The organism is Bombilactobacillus sp. ESL1187, assembly GCF_058107155.1.
In genome coordinates, this window is the sequence record NZ_JBYLTZ010000001.1 from 765,261 (window position 1) to 791,569 (window position 26,309).

The window sequence follows — 26,309 nt, forward strand, 5'->3', positions numbered from 1 at the left end:
AAAAGATATTTTTTAAAATAGATTCAATAAAATAGTCAATGTTATGACGCTTAGCAATGTGCTCATTAATGTACAGCTCGAAACTAAATCTGGCTCCGTTTTAAATTGAATCGCATATAGTGTAGTATTGGCCGCACTCGGCATTGCCGACATTAACACAACAATCTGTGTCAAAAGCGTGGAAACGCCGACCCAACGACAAATCAATAGTGCCAGCACAGGGGATAAGACCAAGCGCACCAGCACTGCTACACTAATTGTTTTTAACGCTACTGTTTTTGTAGTTACGTCAGCCAATTGCATCCCCAAAATCAACATAATTAACGGAATGGCAATGTTGCCAATCATATTAACACTCTTCATTAAGTTAGCTGGTAATTGGATTTGATAAAAATGTAGTAGAATAGCTGGTAAAATCACGTAATTCATTGGCTGTTTCAAGACGGCCATACCAGCAGCTTTAAATCCAGCTAGGCCGCGTTCATGAGCCGAAGCAGCAATATAGACCCCCACAAAGCCCATCAAAATATTATGAAAAACCATAATCATCATCGCCAGACTAGTTCCTTTAGCTCCAAAAGCAAATAAAACCAAAGGTACCCCGTAATTACCACTATTGGGAAAAACCGTCGCTAACAAAAAGGCATTCACCTGACTCCGCGAAAATTTTAAAATGCGCCCGATTACTACGCCAACTACAATCAAACTCAACATAATTAATGTTGAAGTAATAATAATATTTAAAAAATTTTGATTGAGTGTCTGTTTATAAAAAGTTTGAAAAACCAAAAATGGCAGGAGCAAATAAATCGATAGCGTGGACAATGGTTTAACATCTAAGCGAAAAATTTTTTGAAAAAGATAGCCCGCTAAAAAAATTAATAATACTGGTAGCATTACTTGATTAAAAGCTGTCATTAACTTGATCCTTTCAGGACTTACTTGGTAATTTTTTCAATACTCGCGCTGGTGAACCAGCAAGGATGACGTTACTGCCAAACGATTTGGTCACTGTCGCGTTAGCGCCGACGATTACATTATCACCCAGGCTAACTCCCGGCAAAATTACCGCATTCCCACCGACCCAGACATTGTCGCCGAGCGTAATCGCTTGTCCTAAACCAATGCCTGCACTGCGCTGAATAGGATCTTGTGGATGCGTGGCCGCATATAATTGTACCTTCGGCGCCAATAAACAGTTATCACCAATCGTCACGGGCGCAATATCTAGAATCGTACAATCATAATTACACAAAAAGTTATCACCAACGTGAATATTATAACCAAAATCACAGCGAAAATTCGGTTGAATGTACGGATTAGTCCCCACTGAGCCCAACAGTTGCCGAATCACCTGATCTTTTTGTTGCGTAGCTTGATCATCCAATTCATTTAACATTTTACATAAGCGCCGTGCCCTGGTTTCATCAGCCGCCAATTCTGGGTCAAAAATATAATACGGTTTTCCAGCTAAAAATTTTTCTTTTTCTGTCTGTGCCATCAAATAATCTCCTCAATCAAAAAACGAGCGGGTAAATCCAGGCCTCATAGCACCGCTAAGCTTGAATTTTCCATCTCGTTTTTATGGTTTTATTCAATTAATTTTATTTTAAAAATTTAGGATTAGCAGTAACATGAAAAGCATCTGCCAAATCATGCAATTGGGCATCAGTAATTTCTTGTTTAATTTGACCGCCTTGCGCACCAATTTGTGAGTAAATCGTGGCTGCTTTTTCAACCGTTTCAATTAAACCAAAAGCCTCATCTAATGTCGTACCCGTACCAAAAATCCCGTGGTGGGGCCACATAACTACCCGAAAGTCCTGCATCTTGGCAGCCGTGGCTTGCCCAATTTCATTCGTCCCTGGTGTCATGTAAGGAATGACTCCCACACCTTCAGGGAACACAACTAATGATTCTGCCTGCATCTTCCATAACAACAAAGAAATGCTCTTTTCATCCAATTCGTGCGTAAAAGACAACGCAATCAAATTCGTTGGATGACAGTGCATCACCACGCGGTGGTTAGGATCAACTTTCAACCGTTCAATATGTGACATTAAATGACTCGGAAATTCAGAAGTTGGGGCCGCACCATCTTCATAACCCCATAATAAATCAGCATGTTGCCCATCAGCAGTGATTTTAACCAAACCTAAATCAAGGTTAGGTTGATGAATAACATTCCGGAAATAACGCCCCGTAGCCGTTACCAAAAAGTAACTCCCTACTAACGCACTAGCATCAAAGCCCAGGTCGATAGTCCGCTTAACTACAGCAACATCATCAAATGGCGCCACATCTTCAGCCGTCAAACGTAAGGACACATTACCACCATTACGCTCATCCCAGCCTTCTTGATAAGAGGCTTGTGTTATTTCACAAACTTTTTGTACATATTTAGAATCACCAAAACTTGTCATGCTTACAATTCTCCCTTATTAAGTCCATTAATATTTTTAAAAATGCCAAAATTTACGCTGAACCACGAATAAACAATCGAGTCATTGTGATGACTTAATTGTTTATTCCGAGTTAAAACTCAGTTATTGAGTATCATTCAGTTTTATCTTAGCGCTTAAATTGAACGTCTTTTTCGTATTGCCGAATTTCTTTGAGCCAATCCATCCCGACTGGAACATTATTCCGCAAACAAAATTCATCCCAAACTGCACCAAATGGATAAGATTTTAATTCTTCAGTTTCTACTAAGCGTTGCGTAAAGTCATAATGCAACTCGTCTTCTTTTAATTGGGCTAAAGGTGCCAACATTGCTTGTAATAAAGCCTTTTGGGTTGCCCGGGCACCAATGACCCAAGCAGAAACCCGATTAATCGTAGCATCAAAGAAGTCTAAACCAATATTCGTCTTATCTAATTCGTTATCCCGCACTAGCGAGCGAGTAATCCGTTGCAAAGCTTCATCAAAGATGACTACGTGGTCACTATCCCAACGAACTGGACGCGAAACATGTAACATCAAGCCGCGGCCAAATGGCAAAAAGGCAGAAAACTTGTCGGAAACATCTTCAGTTGGATGCCAGTGACCTGCATCAATCGTCCATAATTTGTTACGAGTAATCGCATAGTTGTTGTAGAACAAATGAGAACCTACCGTGTAAGACTCAATACCTGTACCAAACAATTTACCTTCAAAGGATTCAATCGTATTCTTTTCATCATATTTGTCTTTAATAATTTCATCTAAGGACTCAATCATCCGCAAGCGCGGTGTCGCTTTATCAATGGGATTATCTTTAAAACCATCAGGCATCCAGAAATTATTAATTGATTGTTGACCCAATTCTTGACCAAAGTAATTTGAAATTTTCCGTGATTGTTTCCCTACTTGAATCCAAAAATCACGAATATCTTTTTCTGGACTAGCTAAGGTAAAATTATTTTTGACTTTGGGATGAGAGAAGAAAGTAGGATTCATATCCAAACCAATTTTTTCTTCCTTAGCCCAATCAACCCAATACTTAAAGTCTTCTGGACCAATTTCATCAAAGTCTTTTTTGCGATCTGTGACCGCATATAAAGTATGCAGCTGCACTTTATGATGACCAGGAATTAATGATAATGCTTCGTGTAAATCACCCGTTAATTCATCAGGTGTTGTAGCAATCCCCGGATAATCACCGCTGACGCCAATGCCACCGGTTAATTCTTGTTCCGGATTCACAAAGCCATGAATGTCGTCACCTTGCCAACAATGCACAGATAATTTAACTTTTTTCAATTGTTCCATGGCAGCTTCTGTATCTACGCCAATTTCAGCATACCGTTCCTTGGCGGTTTGATAAGCATTTTCAACAGTTTCAGATTTAGTCATAATCACACATCTCCTTAAAAATTTAATTCAAATGAAAAACCTCATGTAAGTCGGTCGTCACTGGACTTTGATCCGGATTCGTATCCATAATCGGTTCCATATATGCCCACCACTTTTTGCAGGCATCAGACTCGGAAATCTGATTATATTTATCAAGGTCATCAACTTCTAAATAAGCAAACAAATTGCCCGTGGCTTTATCCAGAAAAATTGAGTAATTATGCGCACCAGCAGCTTTCAAAGCTTGGCGCATTTCCGGAAACAAATTATTGTGTCTCTTTTCATACTCAGCATATTGATCTGGATAAACATGCATTAATTGTCCCAAACGGACTGTCACTTTTGGTCACTTCCTTTTTATCTAAATTTGCTACGCCAAGTTTTTAAATGTTCTTGCATATCTTGTTGCGGTTGATATTGCTTTAAATCAAAGGAATCAGCTATGATCCGCCGTGCCAAATAAACATTTAAAATATCACCTTGCGCAATCATCTGCACAATCAAATTGCCAATGGCCGTGGCTTCAGTGGGGCCAGCAAACACATTCACACCAGCAATATTAGCTGTTAACTGGTTCATTAAAGCTACATTGGCACCACCACCAACAATATTCAACGTGTCAATTTGATAACCTAAAATTTGGCCCAAAATATCTAATTCATTAGCGTAATACAGTGACAAATTCGAATAAGCAGCCATCGCAATTTCACCAGGAGTTTGCGGGACTTTTTGGTGCGTTTCACGACAGTAAGCTTGAATTTCTGGAATCATCGCTGGTGGATTTTGAAAGCGCTGATCATTGACATCAATATATTGTTGAAATGGCGTTTCTTGTTGTGCTAACTGAGCTAATTGCGCAAAACTATATTGATCATGTAATTCTTTTTTAATATTTTGCACAATCCACAAGCCCATAATATTTTTCAAAAACCGATACGTGCCATACGCACCCCATTCATTGGTGTAGTTGTGTTTAAATGCTAACTGGCCGTTCTCTGGAACATTTAATTCGGCTCCAATCAAAGACCAGGTTCCTGAGCTCAAGTAAGCCCAACGTTGCCCGAGTCCGGGAGTTCCTACGACGGCCGAGGCCGTATCATGAGTCGCTACCGTAATTACTTGAGCTTGGGGTAAATCGTAATCGGGGAATTTATCCGTTTGTAATTCACCCAGCATGGTCCCGGGATCAACTAACTTAGGAAATTGATCGGCACTGACATTAACCTTTTGCAACAAATGTTCATCAAACAAACCTTCGCGTAAACTTAACATTTGCGTCGTGGATGCATTAGTAACTTCCGTTACTGCTTGGCCCGTTAGCACATAACCCAAGTAATCGGGAATCATTAAAATTTTGTCGGTGTGTGCTAATAAATCTTTGTCTTCTTCAAACAATTGGTATAACGTGTTAAAGTCTAAAAATTGAATCCCGGTTTTCTGATAAATATATTCTTTGGATAAATCAGAGGTTAAATCGTGAATCGCATTTTTAGTCCGCGCATCCCGATAAGAAACCGGATCTTTCAAACGTTGACCATCTGAACCGACCAAAACGTAATCAACAGCCCACGTATCAATTCCCACTGTTACTTCCGCATAACCAGCTTGTTTGACTTTTTGCAGTCCCAGTAAAATTTCTTGGATAATATGATCAATGTCCCAACAATCAGCACCATTTTTGGAGGTAAATCCATTGGTAAAACGGTGCATTTCTTTCAACTGCAATTGGCCATCAATTAATTGACCCAGCATCAAACGCCCACTGGAAGCGCCAATATCAATTGCTACATAAGTTTTACTCACTAACTGCACCTTCTATTCTTCTTTGGTACCATAACGTTCCAAAGTGATTTCATCTAAAGATTTACCTTGAGTTTGTGGCGTCCAAATAACACCAATAATCAAAGATACTAACAGCAAAATAATCATGACCGTCCCAGCAACCTTAAAACCAAGATCTGCTAAAATCATTGGGAAAATGATCGACCAAATCCCAGAGCTACCACGGACAATAAAGAACATAAACCCTTGGGAGCCAGCACGATACTTTGTAGGAAACAGCTCCACTGCCCATAAAGCATACCAAGCTTGGGCACCAATTCCGGCAGATAGTCCCCAAATAATTACAAAAGCAATTAAAGCGGCCCAGCCGAAGCCAATATAAGTTAAAATTACCCAAGAAATAACAGCCATTAAAGCCCCTACAAAGAAGAAGCCCCGGGGATTAAGCCGATCGCCAAATAAGGCAAAACCGAAGTAACCAGATAAAGCGGTACATAACCACAAAACTGCTTGTAAAATATTTGCCTGCAAGGTATTTAAGCCACCGACAGTTTCATACACAAATGGCATAAAGAAGCCCATCGCCCCCGCAACTAAATTCCAGAGAGCATAAACACCGCATAAGAAGAGAATACTTTTAATGGAAACCATATTCGAAAATAATTCTTTATATGGATGCGGCTTAATTCCTGATTGCCGTTCTTTTTCCTTTTGTTGCAACCAATCCTGAGATTCCGGTAAGTTTCTTTGCAATAACCACGCAATAAATGCCACAATGGTTAAAAAGACAAATAATAAACGGTTACCTAATAAACCAAGTGGTGCAAATAATGATGCTGCTACAAAAACTAACGTCGGTCCCATGGACCAGGAAAATTGAGAAATCCCAATATCATGGGCCCGATTTTTTCCATCAGATGTTTCACCAATATACGTCCAAGAAGCAGGAACCCCCGCACCTACAGCCATACCTGTTACTAAAAAACCAATTAGTAACATCGGAAAATTAATAGAAAACACAATTAAAAGTGTTCCGACCATGTAGACCAACATATCATAGGTATAAATCATTTTGCGGCCGTATTTATCAGACAAATGCCCGCCAATGATGGCTCCCAATGCCGAACCAAAAGCATTAGCACTCAATGCCCCTAATAAACCGACGGCAAAGCTACTCAAACCAAAGTGCTTTTGCCACATTGTTAAACCTGCACCGCCCGCAACGATTGAGCCTGAGTCTAAAAAATTGGTTAAGGATACTGCCCACGTTGAAGCGTGCGAACTTTTAGCCATAACTTCAGATCTCCATTCATAATTCTTAATCGTAAACGTTTACTGTATAGATTGTAAGCGTAATCGCTAGACTAGCGCAATGGCATAATTCTTGATAATCAGTATCATATTAATACATTTTTTAATTTAATGATTTTAGATTTTGGAAATCAACCAGGGGCACAGTTCGTAATTTTTATCTATAAAAGCACTTTTTAGATTATTTTTTTGTAAAAATAAAATATTTAAACCATTCATCGCAAAACTTTATGAATAAAATCACAAGTTTTTATTGAAATCGTTTTTTGATAGTGACATAATCATTGTTGAAAAGGGTGAATTTCAAGAAAGGGGTTTTATTAATGAAAATTACTGCCGCTGTTGTCAAAGAACAAGGAGCACCATTTACCTTAGAAGATGACATTGAACTGCACGAAGTTGGTCCGACTGATCTCCAAATTCACATGGTGGCCAGCGGGATTTGCCATTCTGATGAAGCGATTCGCAAAGGCGATGCTTCGGTAGGCTATCCAGCAATTTTAGGTCATGAAGGGGCCGGTATCGTTGAAAAAATTGGTTCCGAAGTGAAAAACTTTCAAGTCGGTGATCATGTTATTTTATCTTTTTACGCTGATGGAACCTGCGATAATTGTTTAAAAGGGGTGCCCACACAGTGTCGTAATTATGGTGATTACAATTTGTCTGGGGTCCGGGCCGATGGTGAAGATCAATTTACTCAGAACGGTCAGCACATCTCTAATATGTTTAATCAATCCTCGTTTACAACGACTACCGTTGTTGATCAACGTAATGCTGTCAAAGTTGATAAAAGTTTAGATTTACGGAAATTAGGACCATTAGGTTGTGGTTATGTAACTGGTTCGGGTACTGTCTTTAATACTTTGCAACCAAAACCTGGTGATACGATCGCTGTCTTTGGTACTGGTGCCGTCGGTCTAGCTGCTATGATGGCCGGGCGCATTTCTGGTTGTATTAAAGTTATCGCTGTAGACGTAGTTCCTCAAAGATTGGCCTTAGCCAAAGAATTAGGAGCTACAGATACGATTAATAGTAATGATGAGGATGCCGTGGCTAAAATTCAACAATTAACTAATGGCTATGGCGTTGATTGGACGGTTGACACTACTGGTATTCCTGCAGTAATCAAAAACAGCATTTTAGCATTAGCTCAAGGCGGAACGTGTGCTGCGATCGCCGTGACACCAAAATTATTAGAAATTTCTACTTGGAATGATCTCTGCGTTGATGATCGCAAAGTCGTTGGTGTCAACATGGGCGATTCCATTCCTCAAGTTGATATTACCCGCTTGATTGAATTTTATAAGTTAGGTTGGTTTGACTTTGATAAAACTGAAAAGTTCTATGATTTCAAGGATATTAATCAAGCCAATGCCGATTCTGTTTCGGGGAAAACGATTAAACCGGTTTTGATTATTGATCCCGACTACCAACCAGATAAATAATCGTCGTTACTCGACAGTAACTTGGGAATTTAAGAGTATTATAAAAGGAAATGTTTGGCTCAATCTTAATCATTGACCAACATTTCCTTTTTGTTCCGTTATTGATCGCTAATCAGCTTGCGAAAGGATTTTATTATGAACGCACAAGTTATCCAAATGCTCCAACAAAAAACCAGTTTAGAACAACAACAAGAAGCAACTCATCATTTTATTGCCGATTTACCACAAAGTGCAGTCGCTACTTCTGTCGATCATCAAGCACTCCTCACTTTAACTAACGATTACTTTTTTAAGTACCATTCTGTCTATATCAGTAAACATAACCGCTTTGCCCCCTACCCTAAACACACGCATAAATTTTTAGAATTAAATTATATGTTAACTGGCAGTTGCTCTGAAGTCGTCGATGGGCAACTAGTCAAATTACATGAAGGTGATATTCTAATGATGAATGTTGGTTGCAGCCACTCTATCAAAGCACTCGGGACCAACGATTTACTCATCAATGTTTTGTTTCGCGACAGTAGTATTACTTTCAATCTATTAAACAGTATTCACAAAAATAATAGTATTACTTATAGTTTTTTATCTGATATTTCTCTTGGCAAGCATCCTACCCGCAATTATATTTTATTTCCGCAAAACCAAGACATCAAAGAAACCATGGACGAAATTATTGAAGAATATTTTCTTGAAAAATCGTACTCGAGTCGGATCATTGAATCTTATTTAGATATTCTTTTAGCCAAAATCCTCCGTCACCATCCTTTGCCGACAGTAAAAACCACCAATCGCCAACAAGATTTAATCATTCAATGCTTAAACGAAATTGATCAAAACTATGCCACCATTACTTTGGAACAGCTAGCTAATAAATATGGCTATAACAAAGATTACCTGGGTAATTTAATTAAAAAACACACGCATAATACTTTTTCCCAACTAAAAACCAAACAACGGCTCATTCAAGCTAACAGCCTATTACAATCCAGTACTTTACCGATTAATAAGATTATCACTAAAGTCGGGATTAAAAACAAAAACTTTTTTTATCAAAAATACCATGAATTTTACGGCATGTCGCCCGCCCAAAAACGCGCTGACTTTCAAAAGCGCCATCAAGCTTTATAATGCCTATGCAATTGTTAATTGGATTTTAGCTTGTGTTATTTGCTGGGCAATATCTGCTGACGGACGTTGATCACAAATGATTTCTGCTATGTTCGTTTGCTGAAAAGAGGACATTAAAATATAATCATGACGTCCAAACTTTGAATGATCCACTAACAACACAACTTTCCGTGCGGTTTGCAACAACATCTGTTTCAAAGCATTTTGTTCTTCATTCGCCATATAAATCCCATGTTCATCTAACGAATTACACGACATAAAAGCAATATCTGGACGGTAATTTTGGGCTAAATCACGTAACGCCCGATAACCTAAAATTGAATTTGATTGGTAAGGGACTTCCCCTCCTAAGATAGACAGCTTAATATTTTGCAATTGATTAACTTCAGTGGCAATGTGCAAGTTATTCGTAATAATATGCAGTTGGCGTTTGCCAGCAAAATACTTCGGCAAAAAAGCTAAGGTCGAAGAACCGTCCAAGAAAATTGCTTGATTATTGTGAATCCGTTTTGCAGCTAAGGAGCACAACTTTTTTTTCGCAGCTTCATTCTCACTACGCCTAATAGCATAGGTCATTTCCACATTGGAGTTTTTGAGCAAACTGACATAACCCTGGTCACGTTTGACGGTATTTGTGAGCTCTAAACCAATGAGATCACGTCGTAAAGTCGAAGTGCTGATGCCCAGCTTTTGTTGTAAAATACTAGTCTTTACTTTTTTGTGATTCGATAAAATCTCAATAATACTTTGAAGTCGTTCTGCTTGTGTCATCTGACAATTCAATTCTTTCAGGTTACTTTTTAATTATTATACAATAATTATTTTAAAAAAATCAGTGAACATTTATGAACATTAACCGTTTTACCAAGCAAAGATTATCTTGTTAAAGCCTTTACTTTAAACTAAAATAAAACTGTAGTCTAATATCAGATGTTTATATTTGTTCATTGAGATGAACGGACGCAGGTGATAATAATGACAGAATACGCCGACCTTTTTAGTAATCAACTGATTTTTTTAAATTCTGAAATATCTGACTTTGCTGCGCTATGCCATCACATTTCACAAAAATTATTAAAGTTAGATTTGGTTACTACTAACTATGAACAAGCCTTGTGGCAACGTGAACAAAAGTTTCCCACCGGAATTAAGACCCCTTATATTACTATTTCTTTACCTCATACTAAACCACAGCACATTAATCATTCATTTATTACTTTAGTGCGTACGAACAACCCGATTTTAATGCAACAAATGGATCAACAGTTTATCATTCCTGTCCAAAACTTTTTCTTTTTAGGAATTTCGGACAAAACGCCTTCTTTACATAGCCAATTATTAAAGCGCTTTCTGCAACTGTCTAATAGTCCTGATTTTGTGAACGACTTTCTTTATATTAATAACATTAATGATTTATATGATTACTTACTCAACACTTTTTAACTAATGGACAATAATAAGTAGGCCTAACGGTTCATTTCTCGATATTCTTGTGGGGAATGGCCTTCTTTTTTCTTAAAAAGTTTATAAAAATAACTAGTACTTTGATAGCCAACCTCGCGCGCTATTTCCTCAATTGTGGCCTCCGTTTTTAACAAGCGTTCCTTTGCTTGCTCCAGTTTAGTAGTAACAATTAATTCTGATATATTCCAGCCCGTATGTTGCTTAACATATCTTGATAAATAACTCGCACTAAAATTAAACTGTCGGGCCAATTGCTGAACATTAACCGTGGCATAATTTTGCTCGATATAATTAATGATTTGCATACTGCGATGATCAATTCCCTTAAATGAATAATGAATTTCCTGGGAAATATCGGCTAATAACAATAGAAAATAGCCATATAATTTATACGTATTTTGAAAATTGCTTTGACAATATTCTTGAATAATTTGATTTAAAAAATCCCAAATTTCTAGTTGATGAAAGGTCGGAAAATATAAATATTTTTTGGTTCCGCTTCCTTGCAAAAATTGACTTAAAGGATTAACATCCTGCAAAAATTGTTTAAAAAGCCCCTGCTGAAACAGTGATTGATTGACCCCAATATTAATAACCAATGCATTAGAATCAACAACTTCCAACGCATGTTGACTATGCAAATTCATGATTAAGAGACTATTAGCTAATAAATAAATTCGATCATCTAAAGTTTGATTGATCACTCTCCCATCATTTACAAACACAAATTCATAAAAATTATGTTGATGGAGTGGCGCCGGTTCGTAAATTCGGTGGGCGACGATAAAAATATTTTTATCATTAGAGAATAATTGTTCTGAGCGTATTTGACCATCTAAAAAAACTTGCTTATCTACATTCAAGAGAAGCGGTAACTGATTTTTTTGAAAATCCACTGTCATAAGGGTTCCTCCTCAAAGTCACAAAAAAGCAGACATTCATCATAATTGAGCATTGTAACCGTTTGCTAAAACGACAAAAATTAAGACTGTAGCTTATGACAGTTTAGTTAGAGCTTCTATGAAAAAATTTTGGGCCAAAATTTTGTTTTTCTATTCGTATCAAGCATACACCCTTTTCAAATTTTATCTCAAGAATAATTTTTAACTGGAGGAACCCTGTATGAATAAAACCAAAATTAAAGTTGGGATTTTAAGTACTACCTCATTATCCATGAGTGCTTTAGCCATTTCTAGTGCTTTAAATTCTATTATTAAAGCTTTTCCCAATGATTCTATTGCCAAGATTCAAATGATTGCCACCATCCCTAATTTAAGCGCTTTGATATCCACTTTGGTGGTTGGGACTTTAGCCACGCATTTTTCTAAAAAAAGCTTAACGCTAGTAGGCACCCTGGTTTTAGCCTTGGGCGGATTAATGCCATTGGTTTTCCACAATAGTGTCAACGAACTATTAATCTGCGCTTTACTATTAGGAATTGGCATTGGCTTCATTAATACATTAGCACCGATGTTGATTTCTTTGTTTTTTGCAGACGAAGAGCGCGCTAGCGTTATGGGGCAATCTACAGCCATTAATAGCTTTGGCTCGATTATTTTAATGATGGGCGGAAGCTTTTTAGGGGCTAAAAATTGGGTTAACACTTATTTAATTTTCTTATTAACCATCCCTGTTATTTTATTAGTTATTTTCTTTTTGCCTCAAGATAGTACTCAAAAAGCTGCAGCTACCAAAAGTGATACGTCACAAGATCATCATACTTGGCAGATTGTCAAAAGTTTAAGCGGCTATGTTTTTGCCTTAGCCACACTAACTTTTTTACTAGCGCTCATTTATAATATTTTTCCCACCAATCTATCGATCATCATTAACACCAAACATCTTGGCGGTACCAGCTTAACCGGCATCATCAATTCGCTAGGAACATTGGGCGGCGTTTTAACTGGTTTTAGTATGAAGTACTTGAATAAGTTATTTAAGAACCAAACGTTAACTGCCGGCTTCGTTGCCTTAGCGCTAACCTTCTTCTTTATTTACTTCTTCAAGAATATAGTTTTAATTATTATTGGTGCCTTGTTATCAGGTTTTGCCATGTCAATGATTATGTCTACCGTTCCCTTTTTAATTTCTTTAGTTTCCAAACCGGCTCAAGTAGCGATGGCCATGGCTATTTTTCAATTTGCCAATTCCTTAGGTGGAACTATTGCGCCACTAGTTTTAAAACTAATTCACATTAATGCCGGCGTTGATTCCTTTCTGTTTGGCGGAATTTGTAGCATTGTCGTTGCAGTTATTTGTTTAGTATCGCAAATTGGTCGCAAAGCAATGAATTTTCCCAACCGAAATGCTAATATCGAAGCAGATTAATATCTTTGAGAAAGAAGTGTTGTCATTGAAGCAAGAAAAAAGCACCCAAACTAATTGGCAAGGACGCTGGATTAGCGCCAACAACTGTTGGGTTTCAGAAGAACCAGAATTTACACTGGCAGAAATGTTCTCTGGTCAAACTAAACCACAAAAACCAGTTGCCGAACGGTTGCATCCTGTAGTTTATTTTAAAAAAAGTTTTTTCATCGATAAACGAGTTAAAACAGCCCGCCTGAACATGACTGCCCAAGGAATTTATAAAGCATTGATCAATGGTCGCCCAGTAACTCAAGCTCGTTTTACTCCGGATTACACCAATTACAATGAATTTTTGCAATATCAAACTTATGATGTGACTGATCAGATAATTTCTGGACAAAATCACTTTTGCATCATGGTTGCTGATGGTTGGTACGCTGGACGCATCAGTGTTCAAGGTGGCAGTAATCAATTTGGTAATCAATTAGCATTATTGGCAGAACTAACGCTTGAATATCTCGATGGCACCCAAGAAGTCCTTGGCACAGATGATAGTTTCACTGCCGGTTCCGGTAAACATGTCTATGCTGACATTGATATCGGAGAAAAACAAGATTTAAGACAGACGGATGCTTGGCTAACGGACAATTTAAATCTACCTCTTACGACCTTTATCATTGATGCTGATTATTCGCGTTTACAACCACAACAAGGTCCGCTAGTCTATGCACAAAAGCCCTTAGCTTGTCAAAAAGTTTGGTCAGAAAATGACGACTTAATCTGCGATTTTGGTCAAGTAATTACTGGTGTCGTCCGTTTAACAGCCACTATTCCCAAAAATCAGGCAGTTACACTTCAACACTCCGAAACTTTAGATGAAAACGGCCAATTCTTAATTAATATTATTGGACGTAATAAAGACCAAACCGATATTTTTATTGGTAATGGTATTACGCAAACCATGCAGCCCGACTTTACTTTTCATGGTTTTCGCTATGTCAAAATTTCTGGTCTCCAACAAAGTAATCTCCAACAGATTCAAGCTATTCCACTATATTCCAATATGCCAGAAACCGGCACTATTACCACTGATAACCAACAAATCAACCAATTGTTATCCAATATCAAATGGAGTCAGCAAAGCAATATGCTTTCCATTCCCACTGACTGTCCACAGCGTGAGCGAGTTGGCTGGACGGGTGATATGCAAGTCTTTGCGCCTGCTGCCACATTTTACATGAATACCAATCAGTTTATCGAACGCTGGCTTAAAAATGTTCGCATTGACCAACGTCCCAACGGTGAAATCTTAGATTACTCACCTTCACCCAAAGATGCCCAAAAGAGTGTAGAATTTACCGGTTCTTATTCTTCAGCCGGTTGGGGTGATGCTATTATTTTAGTTCCTTGGACCTTATATCAAAGATATAACAACAAACAAGTCTTACAAGATAATTATCAAGCCATGGTTAAGTGGTTTGAATTTTCTAAAAACAGTGCCGCCGGCGACAAGACTGATGATTCCCAATATCTGTGGGACACGAAATTTCATTACGGCGATTGGATGTTTCCCAGTTTCATGCTCCAAGATCCTGACCCCATGAAAACGGCGCAAGCCACTAAAAATACTGTGGCCACAGCTTTTCTAGCCCATTCCGCAGATCTATTGGCCCAAATTAGTACTGTTTTACAGCAAGATGGCGCTCGTTTCAAAGCTTACTCTCAAAAAGTTAAGGCTGCTTTTACCAAATATTTGGTAACTGACAACCACCAACTCAAAGAAGATTATCAAGGCTGTTATGTTTTAGCACTCGCTTTCGACATGGTTCCCCAAAAAATGCGTCCAACTTTAATTAACCGCCTAGTTGAATTGATTCATCACAATCATGATCGCTTAGATACTGGCTTTTTAGCCACACCCTATTTATTAGATGTTTTAAGTGATAATGGTCAAGCACCATTAGCTGCTAAACTATTCTTGCAAGAGCAATGCCCTTCTTGGTTATATGAAGTTCAACATGGTGCCACCACGATTTGGGAATCTTGGGCGGGCATTCAACCAGACGGTAAAGTGGGCCAATTGTCCTTTAATCATTACGCTATGGGCTGTGTTTTGGATTGGTTTGTCCGCAAAGTTGCCGGCTTGCAAACATTGAAACCAGGATTTCAAACTTTTCAAATTCATCCATTAGTTCACGTTTGTGACAAAATTCAACTCCAATATGCCTCTCAAAGTGGCTTAATTAAACTAGATTTAACTACACAAGATCAGACCACCGTCTTAAAACTCAGTGTTCCCCAAGACACTTGTGCGCTAGTTTGCTTGCCTTATATCAATCCAACACAAAAAAGACAGCTACTGCAAAACTATCCTGATGGCGCTCTTAATGAACAACAACATTGTTTACAACTTAAAGTTACTGCTGGTGAATATTTTTATCGTTATTAAATAATTTTCAAGGAGTGTTATTTATGCAAATCAAAACTATCCCATTAAGTGAAACAAACCCCGCTGTCACTTTAACCGCCTATTTATTAGACGATTCCGAAGAAACTTTGGCCGGTAAAAAACGACCTGGAGTTATCATTTGCCCAGGTGGCGCTTATATGAATTGTTCTTATCCGGAAGCTGAACCAGTAGCTTTAAAATTTAATTCTTTGGGTTATCATGCCTTTATCCTGCGCTACAGTACCTATAATGAAGGTTCTTCGGATTTTTCCAATATTACCAACATTGCGCCCAAAAAAGATTGTCTATTTCCCCAACAATTGTTGGAATTAGGACAAGCCATGGTCTTAGTGAAGCAACACGCTGACGCTTGGCAGGTTGATGATCAAAAGTTGGCAATTTGTGGCTTTTCTGCTGGTGGTCATAACGTCGCCTTGTACGCCACCAATTGGCATCAGGAGTGGTTTCAAAAACATTTTGGCGCTGAGACCCAATTACTCCAGCCTGCTGCTTGCATTTTAGGTTACGCCATTACCGACTACATTAACCTTAATGAACATATCCAAAATGAGCTGCAGGGGATGGAACAGCAATTTATGAAAGCTTCCATGGTGACCTTTTTAGGGCAAGAGAACCCGGACCTAGCTGATTTAAAAAAAGTTAGTCCCCGTTTGCAAGTGACCGAGTTCACACCACCAACATTTATGTGGGCCACTGCTGATGATCCTCTAGTCCCGTCACTTAATTCACTCACGTTTGCCCAAGAATTAAAGAACCACCACGTTCCTTTTGAAATTCACCTCTTTGAACATGGTGCTCACGGCTTAAGCTTAGCCACACAAGCCAGTGCCGCTTCTCAAAATCAAATCAAGCCCGACATTGCTATTTGGTTTGATTTATGCGCCACTTGGCTACAACGAAGATTTGCTCTACCGTTACCCGAATTAAGTGCCTTTGAAAAAAATCTCAATTTAGCTGACTAACTAATAAAATCATCTGAATGATAAATTTTCTATTTCAATCTTACTAATACTGTCACAAGAGGCGGGGCCAAAAATCGTTTCACAGTTGCGCACTAACCAGATTAAATTTTCCAGTCCGCTCGCGACTGAAAATAATTTGATTCAATTAGGCAAAAACCTTTGACTTTTAAAACGCAATAAAATTACTGCTCAGATATTTCTATCCAAAATGTGAGCAGTAATTTTATTGTCCCGACCTCTTGTTTATTTTTTAAAGCGAATAAAAAAGTGCTGATCCAATCATCAACACTTTTTAAATAACCTTTTATTTTGTTGCTTGTTCCTGCTCTTGACCAATTTTAGCAATCCGCCCACGTTGGATATAAACCATCAAGATACTTAAATCCGCTGGATTAACACCGGAGATGCGGCTAGCTTGAGCCATTGTGGTTGGATTGATTTTTTGTAATTTTTGCCGAGCCTCCGTAGCCAAGCCTTGCACATCATCATAATCCAACCGCTCAGGAATCTTTTTTGATTCCAATTTTTTCAAATGTGCAATCTGTGCTTCTTCTTTTTTAATATAACCTGCATATTTGAGTGAGATCTCAACTTGTTCCGTAACCTCCGGCGCCAAGGGTTCACTCGTTGGCCCAATAAATTCTACTAATTTAGCATAATCAATTTCAGGACGTTTCAAAAAGTCTGCCGCGACCACACTATCTTTCAACGGATTCATTCCCAAGCCTTCCAAAAACTCATTCACTTTTTTGGATGGTTTAATCCGGGTCATTTTCAAACGTAAAATTTCCGCCGTAACCTGCTGATATTTATTGAGAAAATTTTGATACCGGGTTTCGTTAATTAAACCGAGGTGATACCCCTTTTCAGTTAAACGTTCATCTGCATTGTCATGCCGTAAAATTAAGCGATATTCGGCCCGACTAGTTAACAAGCGATATGGTTCATTAGTACCTTTCGTCACTAAATCATCAATCATCACACCAATATAAGCTTCATTGCGACCTAGGATTAATGGTTCTTTATTCTGGGCACTTAAGGCCGCATTAATCCCTGCCATAATGCCTTGCCCTGCTGCTTCTTCATATCCAGAAGTTCCGTTCATTTGTCCAGCAGTATACAAGTGACTAATAACTTTTGTTTCCAAAGATTGCTTCAATTGCCACGGTTCCACAATATCATATTCAATAGCATAACCAGGCCGCATCATTTTCGCATGTTCTAACCCGGCTACGGAATGCAACATCTGTTGTTGAATTTCTTCCGGCATAGAGGTCGAAAAATCCCCTACATAATATTCTTGCGTCGTGCGTCCTTCTGGTTCCATAAAAATCTGATGCCGCGGTTTATCCGCAAAACGCACTACTTTATCTTCAATAGAAGGACAATATCGTGGACCAACACCCTCAATTACGCCCGAAAACATCGGAGCCCGATCTAAATTATCCCGAATAATCTGGTGGGTCTGCTCATTGGTATAGGTCATCCAACAAGAGATTTGGTCCTTTAAATAATGAGTCCGGTCAGTTAAATAAGAAAATGACCGGGGCGTTTTGTCACCAGGTTGTTCTTCCATTTGGGAAAAATCAACACTATCCTTAGCTACTCGCGGTGGGGTACCTGTTTTAAAACGCCGCAATTTTAGACCTAAACGTTCTAAATCTTCCGATAATTTAATCGAAGGCAAAGAATTATTGGGACCCGAAGAATACATTAATTCACCAATAATAATTTTGCCCCGTGAAGAGGTCCCGGCAGTTAAAACCACGCTCTTTGCTCGATAACGCGCACCGGTACTGGTAATCACTCCTTGACAAACTTGATCTTCCACAATCAACTGGTCAACTAAGCCTTGCCGCAAAGTCAAGTGCGGCGTGGTTTCAATCGTTTCTTTCATGTATTGATGATATTCATTTTTATCAGCTTGTGCCCGTAATGCCCGCACAGCAGGACCTTTACCAGTATTTAACATCCGCATTTGTAGATAAGTTGCATCAATGGCTTTACCCATTTCGCCACCCAACGCATCGATTTCACGGACAACTACGCCTTTAGCGGGGCCCCCAATCGACGGATTACATGGCATAAACGCAATCATATCTAAGTTCAAAGTCAATAATAAAGTTTCTTGACCCATTCTAGCAGCAGCCAAGGCGGCTTCACACCCAGCATGCCCAGCACCGACCACAATCACATCATAACTTTTGGCGGTTTCATACTCTCTAACTTTCCTATCTGCCATCTATTAAACTCCTTATTTTCCCACGCAAAATTGCGTAAATAACTCAGTAATTAACTCATCGGGAGTACTTTCACCCGTAATTTCACCTAATTTGTCCCAACAGTTAGTCATATCAATCTGGACTAGATCAATCGGCATACCAGCTTTAATGCCTTGAATGACATCACTTAAAGAATCTTGTGCCTGGTTTAACAGCCCGACTTGGCGGGCATTGGTCACCACTGCACCATTTTGTTGTTGATCCATTCCTGCAAAAAACATCGTTTGTATTTTTTGTTCAATTTGATCAATACCTTGCTGCTCCACCGCGGAAATTTGAATCACTTCCTGTGGATCGGCAGTTAAATCTTGCACACTAAACGCTTGTGGCAAATCACTTTTATTAATAATGACAATGCGTTGCTGCGTGGCAGTTTCGGCTAATAACTGTTGATCTTGCTCACTGAGCGGCCGACTGCCATCCAAAACTAACAAGACCAAATCGGCTTTCTTTAATTCTTGCCGACTGCGATCTACACCAATTTTTTCTACTTTATCATCCGTCGCATGGATGCCGGCTGTATCAATGAGCGTTAAGGGAATGCCATTCACATTAGCCATTTGTTCAATGACATCACGTGTTGTGCCCGCCACATCAGTTACAATGGCACGATCTTGCTTGGCCAAGACATTTAATAAACTGGATTTACCAACGTTGGGTTTGCCAACAATCGCCGTCTTTAAACCTTGATTTAAAATTTGGCCTTCTTGAGCTGTCTTTAACAGATTGGCAATTTGTTGCTGCACTTGCTGGGATTTTTCTAATAACATCTGCGTTGTCAATTCTTCATTATCATATTCTGGATAATCAATATTGACTTCCACTTGGGCCAAAACATCCAAAATTTCTTGGCGTAGATTTTTAATTAAGTGATTTAATGAACCATCTAATTGCTGTAAAGCTTGATCCATCGCACGATCCGTTTTAGCACGAATCAAGTCCATTACCGATTCTGCCTGCGTTAAATCAATCCGCCCGTTTAAAAATGCCCGCTTCGTAAATTCACCAGGTTCCGCCAAGCGCGCACCATGACTTAACAAAACTTGTAAAACTCGGTTAGTAGCTAACAAACCACCGTGTGTATTAATTTCCACGACATCTTCACGAGTAAAAGTTTTGGGTGCTCGCATCACCGAAATCATGACTTCATCAATTGGCTGCTGATTTTGGGGATCAATCACGTGTCCATAATTAATAGTATGCGAAGCCACGGTGGTTAAATCGACCCCCGTCGTCACTTGGTTAGCAATTTTAGTTGCTTGATCTCCTGATAAACGCACAATTGCAATGGCCCCTTCTCCAATGGGCGTCGAAATTGCCGCAATTGTATCAAATTCTGTAATCTTCGTCATCAAACTACTCCTTTGAAAGCACAAAAAAAGTGCTACTAATCCAGATTAGTCGGTTACTAATCTCGATAAAAAGCACTTTGACTACTTTTTGATCTCTAATCTTTCAGATCCCAATGATTTTAAATCTAGTTAATACGGTTAATATACTGGTTAAATGCCATTTTGTCAAAAATTACTTCTGCAATTCACGGACTGGACGAATGACCAAATACTTATCTAAACCGCGTCCTTGTGTCCGCACGAAAACTTGATCATTATTTTCCAAGTTTTGATAAATAATTTTACGTTCAATCGCTGGCATGGCATCTAAATAAACTGGCCGTTTGGTAGCAGCCACTTGTTCCGCCTTGAACGTCGATAAAGCAATTAACGACTCTTGCCGCCGTTTGCGGTAATTACCAATATCCAACAAAATTGGCTGCTCTCGAAAATCTAAGTAATAAGCATACTCTTGCACAATTGTTTGTAGGGCATTGATATTTTTACCATGTTTTCCAATAATTTTCGCTTGCAATTTCTCAGTGACATCAATATCAAATTTTAAACAATCCGAATTTTTAACATATTTGACTGCTTGCTTAAAACCCATCGTCTGCAAAATATGCGCTAAATAATCTTGAATTTGTTGAATCTTATTTTGCGTGGATTGCGTTTGTTCCACAAGATTTTGAATACTTTCCACTGGCTTCAAATCCACAATGGCTGGTTTCCGCCCAATCCCTAAGAATCCAGTTCGTCCTTCACTGATTACATTAACTGAAACCTGCTCTCGTTTAACCTGTAACTGTTTTAACCCCTCATCAATGGCCTTTTGAATTGTTGTTCCCTTAAACTCTGCCATAGCTACAACCAAGCTCCTCCAAATAATAATTACTTGCGCTTTTTATAAGCTTTTTTACGAGCCTTCCGTAAGGCCTTTTGTCGCTCTCGTTCTTGTTGCGCCTTAGCTTCTTGTTCCCGTTTAAATTTAAACGGATTTTGCAACAATAAAGTTTGCAAAACTTGAAAAGCATTAGAAACCACCCAGTAAACAGAGATTGCCGATGGAAAACTAATGGCTGGAATCAAGACGACAATTGGCATAAACCACATCATCATTTTCGCTGATTGCGGTTGATCCGGCTGTGATAAGTTAGCAATCCAAGTACTCAAGAACGTAAAGATCGCAGCTAAAATCGGTAAAACGTAAATCGGATCTGGTTTACCCAATGCCATCCATAAAAAGCTACCATTCCGTAATTGCGTAGTCCGATAAATAGCTTGATATAAAGCCCACATCACTGGTAACTGAATCAGCAGCGGCAAGCAACCAACAAACGGATTAACCCCTGCTTCAGCATAGAGTTTCTTCGTTTCTTCTTGTAATTTTTGCTGCGTATCTAAATCCTTAGCTGAATATTTATCCTGCAAAGCTTTCATCTGCGGTTGAATATCCATTTGCTTTTTCATACTGCGAGTCTGCCACCAATTTAACGGCAACAAAATAATCCGAATAATCACTGTAAATAAGACAATTGCCCAACCGTAATTATTACCGACTAATTTTGCCAACCATAAAATAAAGCGGGAGCCTTGATATAAGACATAATGATTCCAAAATCCACTACTACTTTTCGTAATCGGTTCGTTCAAATTAGAACAACCGCTGACGACCACTACCAGCATTAAAACTGCAACTAATAGTAACCAACGTCGATTCTTTTTCTTCAACATAGCAACTTTCCTTTATCAGTAGTTGAGACAAATAGTGTCACCAAATCACTGTACTTTTTAGTAACGTAGCAAATCGTCACACAAAGATTTTAGATAACTATTAATTAATTAACAATTATTTTTGTCTCGTCCACGTTATTAGTCTTCCTATAACATTTTACCTAATTTTAGAAGATGTATCAGATTTTTTTTAGTTTCAGCCATATTTAATTTAGTAGCCGGCTTGCGGGCAATAATTAAAAAATCTACTTCTGCTGGCAATTGGGGCTTTAACTCCAATAAAGATTGCCGTAAATAACGTTTCATCTGATTTCGTAACACAGCAGTATGGGCAATCTTTTTACTAACCGATAAGCCTACGCGAAAATGCGGTTGGTTGGGTTTTTCAATTTGATACAACACAAACGCCCGATTCGCCACGGAATTATGTTGATCAAAAACTGCTTGAAATTCTTTTTCCTTTTTAATTCGATAACTTTTACGCATCTTTTAACCTCATCTAGTGAAAAGTAAATTTCTTCGGCACCAAGTACCAAGCCGTTAGAAACAGACTTAACCGGCCTAATTTTTCTTAAATTTCCGTAACAGTTTAATCGTGATCGCAGTCTGTTTACAATTTTGGCTCGGTGCAACGACCACAGTAGTTAACCATTTTTGACAATTGTAGATTCTGGTCCAGCAAAAGTTGTCTTGGCTTTTGGTGAGAATAAATTTGTAATTTAAGACCTTGATCCACGGCCGTTACACCTCATTTCACAAAAATAATTTTAGCATAAAAAAGGACGCCTGAGACGTTAATTCATCCTAAGAACAATACCTTCCTAGGTTGTCTTAACTGGCGTCCTGTATAAAAAAACCACTGAATCTTCAGTGGCTTAGGCGGATAATACTTTTCTACCTTTTTGACGACGACGTGCTAAAACCTTACGACCGTTACTAGTACTCATCCGTTTCATAAAACCATGAACACGTTGACGATGACGTTTCTTAGGTTGATAAGTTCTTTTTGTAGTCATGTTTAAACACCTCCATAACTAATCTCATCGTTTATTATTCTAATGATAATACCATAGTAGTTTACCACATTTGCCGCCTAAATAAAATTATTTTTCTTAAGCGAAGGACGTTCTCATCCTAATTACTTGTTTAAAAAGTTGTGTATAAATTAAAACAGTTTCTAATCCTCAAACTTTTTCCACAAGTAAATCTGCATTAAATTAACAATTAACTGCTTTGTTAACAGTTTTTCCACAGTTGTTAATATTAAATTAACTTTCTTTTGAAATAGCAAATCTGTTTGCTTTTATCGCTGTGGAAAACTTCAAATATTTTATTTTCTTAATTGTTTTCCACAATTTTCTGGATGATTTATTGTTGACCAGTTTAAAAGTTAGTTTTTAATATCCACTTGTGGAAAACTTTTTTAAAAAATGCTAAAATAATGCAGTTAATTATCTATTACATTTTAGTTGGAGGAGTAATGTGCCCGAAATAACAAATGGTGAGTTGGATTCTTTTTGGGAATTTTTGCAAAAGAAATTTAAACAAGATTTTGCACCGGTTAGTTATCAAACTTGGATCGAAAGCGCCAAACCCTTAAAATTAGAAAACCAAAAAATTTATATTTCCGTTCCATCATCATTGCACAAAGAATATTGGGAACGAAATATTAGTACTAAAGTAGTTGAAACAGCTTATGAGTACAGTAATCAAGAAATTGTCCCCGTCGTTTTATTAGAATCTGAGCTCAAAAAACAACAATTAGAACAAACAATTACCCAACCGCAAACTGTCACTACTAAGACTGCACAGTCACCTATTCAAGCCGCTCATTTAAATAGTAAATATACTTTTGACTCTTTCGTGACTGGTGGGGGTAATCAAATGGCCCACGCTGCCGCTTTAGTGGTTTCTGAAGAACCTGGTACTATGTATAATCCGTTATTTATTTACGGTGGTGTCGGTTTGGGAAAAACTCATTTGATGCAAGCGATTGGACATCAATTACTAGAGCGTGATCCCAACGCCAATGTTAAATATATTTCCAGTGAATCATTTGCCAATGATTTTATTAATTCCATTCAAAATCGGACCCAAGAACAATTTCGCAATGAGTACCGCACAGTTGACTTACTTTTAGTCGACGACATTCAATTCTTTGCGGATAAAGAAGGTACCCAAGAGGAATTTTTCCATACATTTAATACACTTTATAATACTAAAAAACAAATTGTCCTAACCTCTGATCGGTTACCAAATGAAATTCCAAAATTACAAGAACGGTTAGTTTCGCGTTTTAAATGGGGGTTATCAGTGGATATTACTGCACCTGATCTAGAAACTCGGACGGCAATTCTACGCAAAAAAGCCATCGCCGAAAACTTAGAAATTCCGGATGATGCGTTATCCTATATCGCTAGTCAAATTGACAGTAACGTCCGGGAATTAGAGGGCGCGCTCGTCCGTGTCCAAGCTTATTCAACAATTAACAATGCGGATATTGACATTAGTTTAGCCGCCGAAGCACTCAAAGATCTCAAAGATTCCAAACATCAAGTCGGCTTAACCATCAGCAATATTCAAGATCAAGTTGCTAAATACTACAAAGTTTCTGTGGAAGACCTCAAAGGCAAGCGCCGTAATAAAGCTATTGTCGTTCCCCGCCAAGTTGCTATGTATTTAGCGCGGGAACTAACTGATAGTTCTTTACCTAAAATTGGTCAAGAATTTGGCGGTAAAGATCACACCACCGTTATTCATTCTTGTGACAAAATCGCCAAATTGTTAGAATCCGATCTCAATATCCAACATGATTTGACCAATCTCAAAGCTAGCCTAAAAAATTAACATGTGGATAAAAAAAGCAAAACTCAAGTTTTTCCACAAGAGTTTTGCGCAATTTATTAACAGTCAAAAGTTAAGTAGCTGTTAGCCTTTTAGCTGAAACGCACAGTTTCAACAGCTCCTACTACTATTACTACTATTTTTTTATTAATTATTAAGGAGACCACCATGAAATTCTCAATCAATCGTAATCAATTCAACCGCCAAATCACAAATGTTCAACGAGCCATCTCAACTAAAACAACAATTCCAATTCTCACAGGAATTAAATTAGATCTAAAAGATGAAGGTTTAACGGTTACCGGCAGCGATGTGGACATTTCTGTGCAAACTTTTATCGATCAACAAAATGCTGATAATGAACTAACAATTGAATCAACAGGTTCTATTGTTCTACCAGCGCGCTTTTTTAGCGACATTATCAAAAAGTTACCTAATGACCATTTCAGTCTAGAAGTTTTAGATCACTTACAGGTAGCAATTACTTCAGGTAATTCTGAATTTAAGATTAATGGCTTAGATGCGAATAATTATCCACATCTACCAGAAGTTGCTAATTCCGATCAATTAAAAATTCCAGCCGACCTATTAAAACAAGTAATTGACGAAACCGTCTTTTCTGCTTCTAAAGAAGAAAATCGTCCAATTTTGACAGGTTTACATTTGACAGTTAACCAAGACCAATTATTAGCCGTAGCCACTGACAGCCATCGTCTCGCGCAACGGATTATCAAAATTCAAAATCCAAACGCCAACGATTATGATTTAGTCTTGCCCGCGCGTAGCTTAAAAGAATTAGAACATTCAATTGGGGATAATGCCGGTGACATCAATTTAGCAATTTCTGAAAACCAAGTTTTATTCGAATTTGAAAATACTTTATTTTATTCACGGCTCTTAGAGGGCAATTATCCGCGCACTGATCGTTTAATTCCCGAATCATCGACGACCCAGATTGAAATTGAAGCCAAATCACTGTTAGCTTCAATTGAACGGGCTTCACTGTTATCACATGCTAGTCGTAATAATGTTGTACGCTTGGCGATTAATGCTGCCGAACCAAAAGTTATTATCTATGGTAATTCTCCTGAAGTCGGAACCGTTGAAGAAGAAGTGCAATTTGATCAAGTTACGGGTCAAGATTTAGACATTTCGTTTAATCCGGACTATTTAAAAGAAGCCTTACAAGCTTTCGGTGATACAAAAATTAAAGTTGAATTAACCGCAGCACTGCATCCCTTTACGCTGAAACCTTTAGCAGATGATCAAGGCTTTATTCAACTGATCACTCCGGTAAGAACTTTTAACTAAAATTTAAATTTAACTTTTACGTAGAATGTCCGGACAATCGTTTACGGTTGCCGGACATTTTATTTTGCCTTGAAGCTAAATTTTTGCGTAAATTTAAATTT

The 26,309-nt window shown here is 38.2% G+C and carries 22 protein-coding genes and 1 pseudogene; 8 read left to right on the plus strand and 15 right to left on the minus strand.

The window, feature by feature from the left end; all coding sequences use genetic code 11:
* Positions 1–12: 12 nt before the first annotated feature.
* The 7 genes from AC3B5B_RS03780 to AC3B5B_RS03810 all read right to left on the minus strand — a co-directional run bounded on the left by AC3B5B_RS03780 (position 13) and on the right by AC3B5B_RS03810 (position 6,909).
* Entirely contained in the window at positions 13–918 is a 906-nt protein-coding gene (locus AC3B5B_RS03780; RefSeq protein ID WP_489769348.1) for an AEC family transporter, read from the minus strand.
* A 13-nt stretch (positions 919–931) separates the two neighbouring features.
* Complete coding sequence (locus tag AC3B5B_RS03785; RefSeq protein WP_489756906.1) at positions 932–1,501, minus strand: sugar O-acetyltransferase; 570 nt, start codon at positions 1,499–1,501, stop codon at positions 932–934.
* Between the two features lie 103 nt (positions 1,502–1,604).
* Positions 1,605–2,423: a rhamnulose-1-phosphate aldolase gene (rhaD, locus tag AC3B5B_RS03790; RefSeq protein ID WP_489756905.1), complete on the minus strand. Its 819-nt coding sequence runs from the start codon at positions 2,421–2,423 to the stop codon at positions 1,605–1,607.
* Positions 2,424–2,571: 148 nt separating this feature from the next.
* On the minus strand, positions 2,572–3,834 hold the full coding sequence (locus tag AC3B5B_RS03795; protein ID WP_489756904.1) for an L-rhamnose isomerase: 1,263 nt from the start codon (positions 3,832–3,834) through the stop codon (positions 2,572–2,574).
* 22 nt (positions 3,835–3,856) lie between these two features.
* Positions 3,857–4,174 (minus strand): L-rhamnose mutarotase, encoded by a 318-nt coding sequence (gene rhaM / locus AC3B5B_RS03800; RefSeq protein WP_489756903.1) that lies wholly within the window; start codon positions 4,172–4,174, stop codon positions 3,857–3,859.
* Positions 4,175–4,191: 17 nt separating this feature from the next.
* The gene (rhaB, locus tag AC3B5B_RS03805; protein ID WP_489769349.1) at positions 4,192–5,637 is read right to left on the minus strand and encodes a rhamnulokinase; all 1,446 of its coding nucleotides are present in this window, start codon (positions 5,635–5,637) and stop codon (positions 4,192–4,194) included.
* A 12-nt stretch (positions 5,638–5,649) separates the two neighbouring features.
* A complete protein-coding gene (locus AC3B5B_RS03810; protein WP_489756901.1) occupies positions 5,650–6,909 on the minus strand; it encodes an MFS transporter in 1,260 nt (419 codons plus the stop codon).
* A 341-nt stretch (positions 6,910–7,250) separates the two neighbouring features.
* On the opposite strand from AC3B5B_RS03810, the gene AC3B5B_RS03815 reads away from it, so the two are divergent.
* Together AC3B5B_RS03815 and AC3B5B_RS03820 are read left to right on the plus strand one after the other, a co-directional pair.
* Complete coding sequence (locus AC3B5B_RS03815; protein ID WP_489769350.1) at positions 7,251–8,372, plus strand: NAD(P)-dependent alcohol dehydrogenase; 1,122 nt, start codon at positions 7,251–7,253, stop codon at positions 8,370–8,372.
* A gap of 135 nt (positions 8,373–8,507) precedes the next feature.
* Entirely contained in the window at positions 8,508–9,503 is a 996-nt protein-coding gene (locus tag AC3B5B_RS03820; protein WP_489756899.1) for a helix-turn-helix domain-containing protein, read from the plus strand.
* A 3-nt stretch (positions 9,504–9,506) separates the two neighbouring features.
* Here AC3B5B_RS03820 and AC3B5B_RS03825 read toward each other — a convergent pair whose 3' ends face one another.
* Positions 9,507–10,274 carry a DeoR/GlpR family DNA-binding transcription regulator gene (locus AC3B5B_RS03825; protein ID WP_489756898.1) on the minus strand — a complete coding sequence of 256 codons (768 nt, stop codon included), beginning with the start codon at positions 10,272–10,274 and terminating at the stop codon, positions 9,507–9,509.
* A gap of 204 nt (positions 10,275–10,478) precedes the next feature.
* Between AC3B5B_RS03825 and AC3B5B_RS03830 the strand changes: the two genes are divergently transcribed.
* Complete coding sequence (locus AC3B5B_RS03830; RefSeq protein WP_489756897.1) at positions 10,479–10,946, plus strand: PTS sugar transporter subunit IIA; 468 nt, start codon at positions 10,479–10,481, stop codon at positions 10,944–10,946.
* 23 nt (positions 10,947–10,969) lie between these two features.
* Here AC3B5B_RS03830 and AC3B5B_RS03835 read toward each other — a convergent pair whose 3' ends face one another.
* On the minus strand, positions 10,970–11,869 hold the full coding sequence (locus AC3B5B_RS03835) for an AraC family transcriptional regulator (RefSeq protein WP_489769351.1): 900 nt from the start codon (positions 11,867–11,869) through the stop codon (positions 10,970–10,972).
* A gap of 220 nt (positions 11,870–12,089) precedes the next feature.
* Between AC3B5B_RS03835 and AC3B5B_RS03840 the strand changes: the two genes are divergently transcribed.
* The 3 genes from AC3B5B_RS03840 to AC3B5B_RS03850 are packed head-to-tail and all read left to right on the plus strand — an operon-like array spanning position 12,090 to position 16,706.
* Positions 12,090–13,295: an MFS transporter gene (locus AC3B5B_RS03840; protein ID WP_489769352.1), complete on the plus strand. Its 1,206-nt coding sequence runs from the start codon at positions 12,090–12,092 to the stop codon at positions 13,293–13,295.
* A gap of 16 nt (positions 13,296–13,311) precedes the next feature.
* The gene (locus tag AC3B5B_RS03845; protein ID WP_489769353.1) at positions 13,312–15,723 is read left to right on the plus strand and encodes a family 78 glycoside hydrolase catalytic domain; all 2,412 of its coding nucleotides are present in this window, start codon (positions 13,312–13,314) and stop codon (positions 15,721–15,723) included.
* A gap of 23 nt (positions 15,724–15,746) precedes the next feature.
* Entirely contained in the window at positions 15,747–16,706 is a 960-nt protein-coding gene (locus AC3B5B_RS03850) for an alpha/beta hydrolase (protein WP_489769354.1), read from the plus strand.
* 307 nt (positions 16,707–17,013) lie between these two features.
* On the opposite strand, the pseudogene mnmG reads toward AC3B5B_RS03850, so the two are convergent.
* The 6 genes and pseudogenes from mnmG to rpmH all read right to left on the minus strand — a co-directional run.
* Positions 17,014–18,948: pseudogene (gene mnmG / locus AC3B5B_RS03855) on the minus strand (tRNA uridine-5-carboxymethylaminomethyl(34) synthesis enzyme MnmG); the annotation flags it as partial.
* 12 nt (positions 18,949–18,960) lie between these two features.
* Entirely contained in the window at positions 18,961–20,343 is a 1,383-nt protein-coding gene (gene mnmE, locus AC3B5B_RS03860; protein WP_489769355.1) for a tRNA uridine-5-carboxymethylaminomethyl(34) synthesis GTPase MnmE, read from the minus strand.
* A 169-nt stretch (positions 20,344–20,512) separates the two neighbouring features.
* Positions 20,513–21,181, minus strand: coding sequence for an RNA-binding cell elongation regulator Jag/EloR (gene jag, locus AC3B5B_RS03865; RefSeq protein WP_489756892.1), 669 nt, complete (start codon positions 21,179–21,181; stop codon positions 20,513–20,515).
* Between the two features lie 29 nt (positions 21,182–21,210).
* Positions 21,211–22,053 carry a membrane protein insertase YidC gene (gene yidC / locus AC3B5B_RS03870; RefSeq protein ID WP_489756891.1) on the minus strand — a complete coding sequence of 281 codons (843 nt, stop codon included), beginning with the start codon at positions 22,051–22,053 and terminating at the stop codon, positions 21,211–21,213.
* A gap of 147 nt (positions 22,054–22,200) precedes the next feature.
* The gene (gene rnpA / locus AC3B5B_RS03875; protein ID WP_489756890.1) at positions 22,201–22,539 is read right to left on the minus strand and encodes a ribonuclease P protein component; all 339 of its coding nucleotides are present in this window, start codon (positions 22,537–22,539) and stop codon (positions 22,201–22,203) included.
* A 389-nt stretch (positions 22,540–22,928) separates the two neighbouring features.
* Complete coding sequence (rpmH, locus tag AC3B5B_RS03880) at positions 22,929–23,069, minus strand: 50S ribosomal protein L34 (protein ID WP_249512191.1); 141 nt, start codon at positions 23,067–23,069, stop codon at positions 22,929–22,931.
* Between the two features lie 475 nt (positions 23,070–23,544).
* Here rpmH and dnaA point away from each other — a divergent pair, with 475 nt between their 5' ends.
* Positions 23,545–24,900 carry a chromosomal replication initiator protein DnaA gene (gene dnaA / locus AC3B5B_RS03885; RefSeq protein WP_489769846.1) on the plus strand — a complete coding sequence of 452 codons (1,356 nt, stop codon included), beginning with the start codon at positions 23,545–23,547 and terminating at the stop codon, positions 24,898–24,900.
* Between the two features lie 165 nt (positions 24,901–25,065).
* Complete coding sequence (gene dnaN, locus AC3B5B_RS03890; RefSeq protein WP_489769356.1) at positions 25,066–26,208, plus strand: DNA polymerase III subunit beta; 1,143 nt, start codon at positions 25,066–25,068, stop codon at positions 26,206–26,208.
* Positions 26,209–26,309 lie beyond the last annotated feature (101 nt).